11 protein-coding genes (1 of these 11 running past the window's edge) are annotated in these 10,685 nt (G+C 46.8%); 1 reads left to right on the forward strand and 10 read right to left on the reverse strand.

Annotated elements, in window-relative coordinates:
- Positions 1-32: 32 nt before the first annotated feature.
- The 4 genes from ispF to ACX4JR_RS15515 form a co-directional block, all read right to left on the reverse strand.
- Positions 33-506, reverse strand: a complete 474-nt coding sequence (gene ispF / locus ACX4JR_RS15500; RefSeq protein WP_476058903.1) for a 2-C-methyl-D-erythritol 2,4-cyclodiphosphate synthase — start codon at positions 504-506, stop codon at positions 33-35.
- A 2-nt stretch (positions 507-508) separates the two neighbouring features.
- Entirely contained in the window at positions 509-1,207 is a 699-nt protein-coding gene (gene ispD, locus ACX4JR_RS15505; RefSeq protein ID WP_476058904.1) for a 2-C-methyl-D-erythritol 4-phosphate cytidylyltransferase, read from the reverse strand.
- The gene (locus ACX4JR_RS15510; RefSeq protein ID WP_476058905.1) at positions 1,200-2,339 is read right to left on the reverse strand and encodes a PIN/TRAM domain-containing protein; all 1,140 of its coding nucleotides are present in this window, start codon (positions 2,337-2,339) and stop codon (positions 1,200-1,202) included. Before ACX4JR_RS15510 ends, ispD begins: the two co-directional genes overlap by 8 nt.
- Positions 2,340-2,469: 130 nt before the next feature.
- Complete coding sequence (locus ACX4JR_RS15515) at positions 2,470-2,940, reverse strand: CarD family transcriptional regulator (protein ID WP_476058906.1); 471 nt, start codon at positions 2,938-2,940, stop codon at positions 2,470-2,472.
- A gap of 205 nt (positions 2,941-3,145) precedes the next feature.
- On the opposite strand from ACX4JR_RS15515, the gene ACX4JR_RS15520 reads away from it, so the two are divergent.
- The gene (locus ACX4JR_RS15520) at positions 3,146-3,544 is read left to right on the forward strand and encodes a nucleoside triphosphate pyrophosphohydrolase family protein (protein WP_476058907.1); all 399 of its coding nucleotides are present in this window, start codon (positions 3,146-3,148) and stop codon (positions 3,542-3,544) included.
- Between the two features lie 122 nt (positions 3,545-3,666).
- Here ACX4JR_RS15520 and disA read toward each other — a convergent pair whose 3' ends face one another.
- The 6 genes from disA to ACX4JR_RS15550 form a co-directional block, all read right to left on the reverse strand.
- Positions 3,667-4,743 carry a DNA integrity scanning diadenylate cyclase DisA gene (gene disA, locus ACX4JR_RS15525; protein ID WP_476060588.1) on the reverse strand — a complete coding sequence of 359 codons (1,077 nt, stop codon included), beginning with the start codon at positions 4,741-4,743 and terminating at the stop codon, positions 3,667-3,669.
- Positions 4,744-4,753: 10 nt separating this feature from the next.
- A complete protein-coding gene (gene radA / locus ACX4JR_RS15530) occupies positions 4,754-6,112 on the reverse strand; it encodes a DNA repair protein RadA (protein WP_476058908.1) in 1,359 nt (452 codons plus the stop codon).
- A 179-nt stretch (positions 6,113-6,291) separates the two neighbouring features.
- Positions 6,292-8,742: an ATP-dependent Clp protease ATP-binding subunit gene (locus ACX4JR_RS15535; protein ID WP_476058909.1), complete on the reverse strand. Its 2,451-nt coding sequence runs from the start codon at positions 8,740-8,742 to the stop codon at positions 6,292-6,294.
- A 44-nt stretch (positions 8,743-8,786) separates the two neighbouring features.
- A complete protein-coding gene (locus tag ACX4JR_RS15540) occupies positions 8,787-9,857 on the reverse strand; it encodes a protein arginine kinase (protein WP_476058910.1) in 1,071 nt (356 codons plus the stop codon).
- Positions 9,858-9,860: 3 nt separating this feature from the next.
- Positions 9,861-10,382, reverse strand: coding sequence for a UvrB/UvrC motif-containing protein (locus ACX4JR_RS15545; protein ID WP_476058911.1), 522 nt, complete (start codon positions 10,380-10,382; stop codon positions 9,861-9,863).
- A gap of 15 nt (positions 10,383-10,397) precedes the next feature.
- Positions 10,398-10,685, reverse strand: partial view of a CtsR family transcriptional regulator gene (locus tag ACX4JR_RS15550; RefSeq protein WP_476058912.1) — the 3' portion only. 183 nt of this gene lie beyond the right edge of the window; the window shows 288 of its 471 coding nt (coding positions 184-471); the start codon falls outside the window, past its right edge — the gene reads right to left on this strand; its stop codon occupies positions 10,398-10,400.

Consider the following 10,685-nt stretch of genomic DNA (forward strand, 5'->3'; position numbering starts at 1 on the left):
TGGCCACAAAAGGTGGCAACTTTTAACTTACCCTACCCGTGAAGAAGCAATGCTACGGCATAGGCGGCAATCCCCTTCCCCAGGCCGGTAAAACCCAGCCCTTCGGTGGTGGTAGACTTTACACTTATTACTTTTTCCTCCACCCCGAGCACCCGGGCGATATTCTTTCTCATGGAAGTGACATATTTAGACATCCTTGGGGCCTGGGCCACGATAACGGAGTCGATATTACCCACCCGCCAGCCGTCCCTTTCGATTATGGAGCGCACTTCACCCAGCAGCAATAAGCTGGATATGTCCTTAAACTTAGGGTCAGAAGGGGGGAAATGCCTGCCGATATCCCCCTTTCCCGCCGCACCGAGAAGGGCATCCATAATGGCGTGCACCAAAACGTCGGCGTCGGAATGCCCCTCTAGCCCCTTTGCAAAGGGAATTTTTACGCCCCCCAGAATAAGGGGACGGCCTTTCACCAATTTATGTACATCATAGCCAAATCCTATACGCAAAATTAACTCCCCTTAAGCCTTGTTCTCATTAGCGCCTCAGCAATAATCATATCCTCCGGCGTGGTAATTTTAATATTGGCGTAAGAACCCCGTACCATGGCAACCGAGTGGCCCATAGCCTCCACCAGCGAAGCATCGTCGGTACCGTAAAAGCCCCGGGAGGACGCCCACTTATGGGCCTCATAAATTATATGATACCGGAAAGCCTGGGGAGTCTGCACCAGCCAAAGCTTGTCCCTCGGGATGGTTTTAATTACACTGTTATCTTCACCCATCATTTTAACGGTATCTTTAACGGGAACACCCAGAGTCGCTGCACCTTCGGCCTTTGCAGTTTCTACCACTTTTTCCACCAGCGATGGCTCTACCAGGGGCCTTGCCCCGTCGTGAATGAGCACAATCTCCGTGTCAGCGGGCACCACCTCAAGACAATTACCTACCGATTCCTGTCTTTCCGCCCCTCCGGGAACAACTGCCCTGATAATCTCCCCAAACAATTGGTTCAACCAGTTTTTAAAATAACTTTCTTCTCCCGGTTTTACTGCCAAGATAATTCCGGTAATACAGTTGGCAGCGGATATGGCCCTTATGGTGTGCTCCAGTACCGCTCTACCGTTAAGGGACAGGAGTTGTTTGTTAACCCCTGTCCCCATACGCTTACTGGCACCAGCGGCAGGGATTATGGCCATTATCCTATCCAAGCATATTCACCTCTTTATATTGCCCCGGGCCACCGGAAGCATTTTTCTTATCTGAACCTTTTGGTTTGGCAAAAATCATTCTGCCGGCAGATGTTTGCAAAACACTGGTAACCAGCACCGCAACAGTTTGCCCGATATGCTTCTTGCCGCCATCCACCACAATCATGGTACCGTCATCCAGATAGGCAATACCTTGTCCCGCCTCTTTGCCGTCCTTTACTATCTGGACGGTCATTTCCTCTCCGGGTAACACTACGGGCTTTAAGGCATTGGCAAGTTCATTAATGTTTAAAACCTTTACGCCGTGCAATTCGGCCACCTTATTAAGGTTAAAATCGTTGGTAACAATTTTGGCCCCCAAGCGCTGGGCAAGTTTTACCAGCTTGGTATCCACTTCGGCAATACCCTCGAGCCCCCGTACATTTTCATAAATCTGTACATTAATATCCATTTCTTTGCGCATTTTATTTAAAATATCCAGACCCCGCCGTCCCCGATTTCTCTTTAAGAGGTCTGGTGAATCAGCTATATGCCTCAACTCCTCAAGCACAAAGGCCGGAACGATTAATGTTCCTTCCAAAAAACCGCTGGCACACAAATCCGCTATTCTACCGTCTATAATCACACTGGTATCAATAACTTTACTAAGATTTTCGCCTTTTGTTGACTTATCCTTACCAACAAACTTAGGGAAATTGCTAAATATGCCCCAAATTTCTTCCCGCTTTTTAACACTTACACTCAGGCCGAGATAACCCAATAAAATAGTCAATAAAATCCATAACCCCTTACCCGGCCAGCCAAAATCAGAAAGTATGGAACCTAATAAATTAGCAATTATGAGTCCGATAATCAAACCAATGGAACCGGTTAATAAATCCTGGGAAGGAGTTTTTTGTAACGTTTGCTCCAACTTAACAGTAATCCAAACAGCTCCACGTATAATCCATGGAGATAAAAAAATACCCAGAATAACTCCTGTAATGGCCGCAATTCCCACAATTCCGAGCCGCAATTGGGGTACGGTCTCAACCATGGGTATAAAATTAAGATTTAATAGCAATAAACCGGTATAGGTTCCGCCAAGGGCAAAAAGAAGCACTAAAATAAAAAAAGAAATTTTTCTGACCACATGGCCACCTCCTTTCCAAATCCTCACATCTTACGAACTCTATTATATGCCCTAACGAAACCCCCTTCAACAGATAACATGACGAAATTTGTTTAGCAAAAACAAAAAATACGTCAGGCAACCTGACGCATTACGCAAGAACTTTATCCAACATTGATTGGGCTTTTTCTTCTTCCATTTCAGTTGCCAACACCAATTCACTAATTAAAATTTGGCGGGCATTTTCCAACATTTTTTTCTCTCCCGAAGATAAACCCTTTTCTTTATCCCTTTGAATTAAATTCCGAACGACTTCAGCTACTTCGAAAATATTTCCGCTCTTAATCTTTTCAAGGTTGGCACGGTAGCGGCGATTCCAGTTGGAAGACATGGTACTGCCCCGGCTTTTAAGTATTTTAAATACTTTTTTTATTTCATCACGGCCAACTACTGCCCTCAGTCCCACTTCTTTGCAATTGGAAATGGGTATCATAACCTTCATGTCATTTACATTGAGGACATAGTACTGGCGTTTTTCACCCAGCACTTCTTTTTCCTCTATGGCCTCAATGATTCCTGCACCGTGCATTGGATAAACCACTTTGTCTCCAACATTAAACAATTACAGGCCCCTCCTTAAACTATTACATATACAGTATATCACAACTCCCTAAACCTGTCAAAGAAACAGAATATTTTAGCATAGCAACAGAACACTGTCAATACATATTTTCCTCCCCTTCGGTTTGACAGGACAAGCATTACATTTGTATAATTACAGGCAAAGTATTGCGACTTTAATCGGTCTGTAAAGGAGTGGAACCGTTTTGCTAAAAGATATTGCTTACCGTGACTTCCAGGAGACGGTTTCCGATCTACTGTTATACCATCGCAGTATCCTGGACATCCTATCGAAAAACCAAGAATGTAATGCAAGATTGAACCGCTCCATAATTAAAGCTGTCACTTCTTGCGGGTGTATTAAAATAAATGCCCAAAAAAAAGAAATACCGCGGGAGGCCACTTTAGCTGACTTAAAAAAGTTGTTGGAATCCCATATTAGCGGTAAAATGTGTCCTGCATGCAGAGATATGGTTGAAATGGAAATGGGGAAAACTCTTTTTTACCTTACCGCTCTTTGCAACGCATTGGACATTGATTTATATGACGTGATTATAAAGGAGCAAAAACAATTACGGACATTAGGCATTTATAATCTTGCATAAATTTCATATGAAATTATTTTTTCTTCAGAACGGCAAACTCCTTCTGACTAAGGGGATACAGGAAACTTAAAAAACTTTAAATAGTAAAGCGTGGCTTTTACAAGCCACGCTTTTTAAAGAAGTTAGGTATGTCTTTCTTGCAAAAGCTGGTCTCTATATCTTAAAAGCCCTTCCTTAATTGAACGGGCCCGGACTTCGCCAATGCCCTCCACTGCATCCAGTTCCTCAATGGAAGCGTTCAGGATTTTTTGCAAACTGCCAAATTCCTGAACCAAGTTCTCAATAACCGGTAAGGGGAGCCGGGGAATTTTTTCCAGTACACGATAGCCCCTGGGTGAAACATTTTGATCCAGAACATTGGCGCTGCCGGGATATCCCAGAGCCCTGGCAATCAGGGAAAGGTCTAACAGGTCTTCAGCCGGCCAGCTATTAATCATTTTCATTATGCTTTCAGGTGTTTTCTCGTCAACCATTGTATAATAGTCCCGAATAATAAGAAGCCCCTCATCTTCCACATTAGCTACCAGTTCTTCCAGCTGCATGCTGATTAACCTGCCCTCTACCCCCAGCTCGCTTATGTAGAGCTCAATCTCTTTTACCACCCGTAATACCATTTCCATCCTTTGAATGGCCTTAGCCACATCATATAATACTACAGCGTCATCAAACTCCAAGATACATAGTTGCGTTACAACCCGGTCCAAAACGGACCTATATTTTTCCAGAGTTTGTATTGCCTGGTTAGCCTTTGCCAAAATGACCCCTAAATCCCCCAAAACATATTTAAAGTTACCCTTATAAATAGTAATAATTCCCCGCCGCTGTGATATGGCAATCACCATGGCATCCGTTTGCCTGGCAACCCTCTCCGCGGTTCGGTGCCGGATACCGGTCTCACTGGAAGGAATACTAAGGTTGGGTATTAACTGGGTATTGGCGGCAATTATACGCTTGGCGTCGTTATTTAGAATAATGGCTCCGTCCATTTTTGCCAGCTCGTAAAGATTGGCCGGGGTAAATTCCGCGTTGACTTCAAATCCACCCTCAGCAATTTCCATAACTTCAGGGCCATCACCAATTACAATTAAAGCACCGGTCTTGGCACGCAATATATTCTCTAGGCCATCCCGAAGGGCAGTTCCCGGCGCCACCATTTTTAGTATTTTTGATAATTTATCTTCTTTCTTTTCTTCCTTCAAATGTTTCACCTCACACCTTTAACGCCCGCTCAATTGCACCAGCAACAGTCCGCACACCCTCAACCCTTATACCGCTGATTTTCACCAAACCGGCATCGGCAGACGGGACCAGGCAATAGCGAAAACCCAACTGCCGTGCCTCGCTAACCCGCCTTTCAACACCGGGAACGGAACGAATTTCTCCTGTTAAACCTATTTCCCCCATAACAGCCAGACCCCATTCCACAGGACGATCTCTAAAACTGGAGGCCAGGGAAATAGCTATACCTAAATCCACTGCCGGCTCATAGACTTTTACACCGCCGACAACATTTACATAGGCATCATGGGTACCCATTTGCATGCCCAGGCGCTTTTCAAGAACGGCCATAATAAGGGCTGCTCTCCCGGGATCCACACCTGTAGTCATGCGCCTTGGCACACCAAAGGCACTGGGACATACAAGGGCTTGAATTTCCACAAGCAGAGGCCTGCTTCCCTCCATGGTAGGTACTACAACCGCACCGGGAACCTCCTCAGAATGAGTCATCATAAACAAGGAGGAAGGGTTGGAAACCTGGGCCAGCCCGGAACTTCGCATTTCAAACACTCCCACTTCATTTGTGGAGCCAAAGCGGTTTTTTACCCCCCGCAGCAGCCGGTAACCCTGGTGTCTCTCTCCTTCCAAGTACAATACCACATCCACCATGTGCTCGAGAACCTTCGGCCCCGCCAGCATTCCCTCTTTTGTAACATGCCCCACAATAACAACGGAAATTAAGCTGCTTTTAGCAATTCTCATCAAACGGGAAGTACATTCCCTTACCTGGGTAACGCTGCCCGGCGCAGAAGATACTTCCGGGTGAAACATGGTTTGGATGGAATCGATAATTACCAGCCGGGGGGCCAGTTCCCGGATATAACGTTCTACTACTGTTATTTCTGTTTCCGCCACTAAATAAACCCTTTCCTCCCAAACACCCAGCCTATCGGCCCTTAGTTTTATTTGGGACAGGGACTCTTCTCCGGAAACGTAAAGAACCTTTCCAGCCCGGGCGCCTATGTTGCCGGCAACTTGCAACAGAATGGTGGATTTCCCGATTCCGGGATCACCTCCAAGCAATATAAGGGAGCCGGGTACAATACCGCCTCCCATAACCCTGTCCAATTCCGGCAGGCCCGCGGAAAACCGTTCTTCCTGCAAAGGAACGATTTCGGTAATCGGCCGGGGGGCCTCCCGCCCGGAACCGGAATCCATCATTATGCAGCCTCTGACATTTACCTCTTCCTCGACAAAGCTGTTCCAACTACCGCACCCGGGACATCTGCCCATCCAGCGGGGTGCCTTGTGCCCGCATTCCTGGCAAAAAAATACTCGCTTTTGGCCCATACAAATACTCCAAAAAACAATAGTGATTACATTATAACACTTACAGTAGCGGACCACAAGGGTACCCCCCGGGCCTTACCAAAGCCATAAGAATCAGTGGGAAACAGACCCACTGATTCTTATTTAATGCATTCAGTTTCGGTATCAGCGTTTTCGCCCTGCCCGTCACCCGGCGGCACTTACCGGGTACCAGCGGGCCGGACCACTATTTTATCATTTTCCGCGTCTACAATCACCTTATCCGTCAATTTAAAGGTTCCCTTAATCAACTCTTCAGACAACTTATCTTCAATCTGTTTCTGTATAACCCGTCGCAGCGGCCGGGCACCGTAGACGTCATCAAAACCTTCTTTGGCCAGCCAGTCTCTGGCCGCATCAGTAACCTCGATTTTTATATCATGCTGGGCCATTCTCTCTTCTACTTCTTTTATCATCAAATCAACGATCTTCCTGATCTCTTCCTTACTGAGCTGGTGGAAGACGATAATTTCATCGATCCGGTTCAAGAATTCGGGCCGGAAGGTTTTGCGTAATTCATCGAAAACATTTTTCTTCATTCGCTCATACTCATTTTCTTTATCCTCTGCCGCTTTGAATCCCAGAGTGCCGGCCCTCCTGATTGTTTGAACCCCGATATTGCTGGTCATAATGATTACGGTATTGCGGAAGTCAACAGTACGGCCTTTGGCTTCGGTCAGCCGGCCGTCTTCCAGTACCTGTAGCAATATATTGAATACATCAGGGTGGGCCTTTTCGATTTCATCCAAGAGCACAACTGAATAAGGTTTCCTGCGTACGGCTTCCGTCAATTGCCCTCCTTCCTCATACCCTACGTAACCCGGAGGTGCCCCGACAAGACGGCTAACGGTATGTTTTTCCATATATTCACTCATATCGATGCGAACCATGGCATCTTCATCACCGAACAATACCTCTGCCAGTGCCCGGGCCAGTTCTGTTTTACCTACTCCTGTAGGTCCTAAGAAGATGAAGGAACCAATTGGCCTGGAAGGATCCTTCAAGCCGGCCCTGGCCCTGCGTATGGCCCGGGCAACGGCACTTACTGCCTCATCCTGGCCCACCACCCGCTCATGGAGTATTTCCTCCATCTTCAAGAGCCTTTCAGATTCCTCTTGGGCCAACTTCTGCACGGGTATGCCGGTCCAGCTGGAAACAACCTGGGCAACGTCTTCCTCGCCCACCACCAGCTCTTCTCCGTTATTAGTCTCTTGCCATTCTTTCCGCTTGGATTCCAACTCCGACTTAAGCTTTTTCTCCTGGTCCCTTAATTTTGCAGCCATTTCAAATTCCTGGTTATTAACAGCTGCTTCCTTTTCTTTGGTTATCTCCTCCAGTTTTTTCTCCAATTCCTTTATATCGGGCGGTGTGGTAAAGGCCTGTAACCTAACCCGTGAACTGGCCTCGTCAATAAGGTCAATGGCTTTGTCAGGCAAATACCGGTCGGTAATATAACGATCGCTCAATCTAGCCGCTGCCTTCAAGGCCTCATCGGTAATCCTTACCCGGTGGTGAGCCTCATACTTGTCCCTGAGCCCCTTGAGAATTCGGATAGTTTCTTCCACGGTGGGCTCTTCTACGGTTATTGGCTGGAAACGTCTTTCCAGAGCGGCATCACGCTCTATATGTTTCCGGTACTCATCCAGCGTGGTAGCACCGATACACTGAAGTTCCCCCCTGGCCAGTGCGGGCTTTAATATGTTGGCCGCATCTATGGCTCCTTCCGCAGCACCGGCACCAATTAAGGTATGCAATTCATCAATAAACAAAATTATATTGTTGGCGGCAATGATTTCCTGAACTACTTTTTTCAGCCTGTCTTCAAATTCACCCCGGTATTTGGTCCCGGCAACAAGGGAAGCCAGGTCCAGGGTAACCAAACGCTTATTACTTAAAACCTCCGGAACATTACCGGCAACTATGCGCTGCGCAAGTCCCTCGGCAATGGCCGTTTTCCCTACCCCGGGTTCACCGAGAAGTACGGGATTATTCTTGGTACGGCGGCTTAAAATCTGTATTACCCGCTCAATTTCCTTGTCCCTGCCTATCACCGGGTCAAGCTTATCTTCCCTGGCCAAGGCAGTTAAATCACGCCCGAACTGGTCCAGGGTAGCTGTTCTACCTCCCCCGGCATAATGTCCCCGTGCCTGGCCGTCGGGCTGCTGAACAGAGCCGAAACCGCCAAGCATCTGCATCACCATCTGGCGCACCTTGTTATGATCGGCACCCAGGGAAGTCAAAACCCGGGCGGCTATACCTTCACCTTCCCTAATTAATCCCAAAAGCAGGTGCTCGGTACCTACATAATTGGTACCCATGCGACGTGCCTCATCTACCGCCAATTCCAAAACCTTCTTGGCCCTGGGAGTAAGGGTCACTTCTCCCGTGGGATTACCCTGCCCTTTTTCAACGATCTGCTCCACCTTACTCCGCACGGTATCGGCATCGATTCCCATTGAACTTAGAACTTTCGCGGCAACTCCCTCACCTTCTCGAAGAAGTCCCAACAATATATGTTCCGTCCCTACATAAGGGTAATTAAGTCCCCGGGCTTCTTCTTGCGCCAGAAACAACACCTTCTGCGCTCTTTGAGTAAACCTGCCGAATAACATGGATCATGCACCTCCTCAATTGAATATAACCCAGATTTTCAATTTTAATCTTGGGCTTTATTAAGCTTTTCCCTGATTAATTTCGCGCGGCTGACATCCCGCTCATAAGCAGAAATATCTTTACCTGCCATTTTTATCAAAAATGCGGGGCGGGTTAAAACCATTAGTTCCGTTATCAGCTGTGGCTTTACATTCTTAATTATCTTAAGGTCTATTCCCAGCCGCACATCGGAGAACCGCTTCATGGCCTCATCAGACGATATTAACCGGGCGTGCTTGAGAATTCCGTATGACCGCCCTATCCGGTCTTCAAGCTGCTCCCGGCGATCTCTGTATAAGGCTTCCCTGGCGGCCCTCTCCTGCTCCAGTAACTGCTTGGTCACAGACACAAGATTTTGAATTATTTCCATTTCCGTATGCCCTAAGGTAACCTGGTTGCTTATCTGGAACAGGTTGCCTGCAGCCTCTGTCCCTTCCCCATACAGCCCTCGTACAGTAAGACCCAACTTGGATACCGTTGCCAGTACGTTCTTTATCTGGTCCGTATGAACCAACCCCGGCAGGTGCACCATTACCGAAGCCCTTAATCCGGTACCCACGTTGGTGGGACAGGCAGTCAAATAGCCGAGTTGCTCTGAAAAAGCGTAATCCAAAGTTTTTTCCAGGCCATCATCCAGCTTATCAACCTGCTCCCAAGCTGATTCCAGCTGCAGGCCGGGCAGAATACACTGTACTCTGAGGTGGTCCTCCTCATTTATCATTATGCTCATGACTTCATCATCCCTTAAGGCAACAGCCTTTTTTTCATAATCTTGAAGCAAATCAGGACTTATAAGATGCTTTTCTACTAATATTTGCCTTTCTACCGGACTTAATTCACTCATTCTGCTTACCTCGAGGCGCCCGGAAGTAAATTTTAATTCTTTGTTTTCCAAGGCCAAACTTACTGCATGAATAACCTCATCGGCTTTATCTACTGACAACATATGAGGAAAGGCAAAATGGGATAAATTACGCGCCACCCTTATACGACTGCTAATTACTATGTCATTTTCCGGTCCCGAACCCGTCATCCAGTTGCTATAAGCCCTGTTCACCGTATCTTTGAGAGCCATTTTTTATCCCTCCTGCTCCAGCTGTTTTTCCAGTTCCCTTATGGAATCACGCAACTGTGCCGCCCTTTCAAACTCTTCTGCTTCCACCGCTTGCTTCAACTGGGCGCGCAATGACTCGATCTTTCTATTTAATTTAATCTTATCACTGGTTCTCTCCGGCACTTTACCATTATGATAACTGGTGCCGTGAATGCGCCGAACCAAGGATTCCAGGGTGTTACCAAAAGTGTTATAACAATTCCCACAACCCAAAAGTCCTCTTTGGGCAAACTGGCTTTCGGACAGCCCGCAAACTTCACACCTGTTAACCCTTGGTGATGTTTTAGTAAAGTCACCGACTCCAAAGGAGTGCCCCATCAATCCACCTAAGAAATTATGGAAATTTAACTGGGGCATAAAACTGAACCCCTGTGGCTGCAGTTCACTGGCACAGGATTTACAAAGATTTAATTCTTTCTTTTGCCCGTTTATAATTTCCGTGTAATGTACCGTGGCCTGGTTTTTCCCACATTTTTCACAAAGCATTGCTTTTCACCTCCATTACTTTTCACCATTTTGTAAAACCGTTATTAATATGCTTTTTAAAATATTTGCCCTTAGCTGGTCTCTGGCCGGCAAGCCTAAGCGCAATACCTGCCGGCTCAAGGCAGCCTTAATTATTTCAGCCTCCCGCCTAGTAAGAAGACCTTCTCTAAGAATTCTCTCCACAATTCCGAAGGAAGGACGCTCGGCTATGGCATCGCCAATTAGATCGCATAATTCTTGTACCAAATTTAATTCCTGCGAAGCAGGTACTTTAGTTATACGAACATAACCACCACCACCCCG

Source organism: Desulfofundulus sp. JL263-se (genome assembly GCF_056316025.1).

What these genes read in the sequence shown, in the direction of transcription:
- radA (WP_476058908.1), bottom strand. Translation starts at nt 6,112, where the DNA reads ATGGGCCAAAAGCGAGTATTTTTTTGCCAGGAATGCGGGCACAAGGCA.
- ACX4JR_RS15535 (WP_476058909.1), bottom strand. Translation starts at nt 8,742, where the DNA reads ATGTTATTCGGCAGGTTTACTCAAAGAGCGCAGAAGGTGTTGTTTCTG.
- ACX4JR_RS15540 (WP_476058910.1), bottom strand. Translation starts at nt 9,857, where the DNA reads ATGGCTCTCAAAGATACGGTGAACAGGGCTTATAGCAACTGGATGACG.
- ACX4JR_RS15545 (WP_476058911.1), bottom strand. Translation starts at nt 10,382, where the DNA reads ATGCTTTGTGAAAAATGTGGGAAAAACCAGGCCACGGTACATTACACG.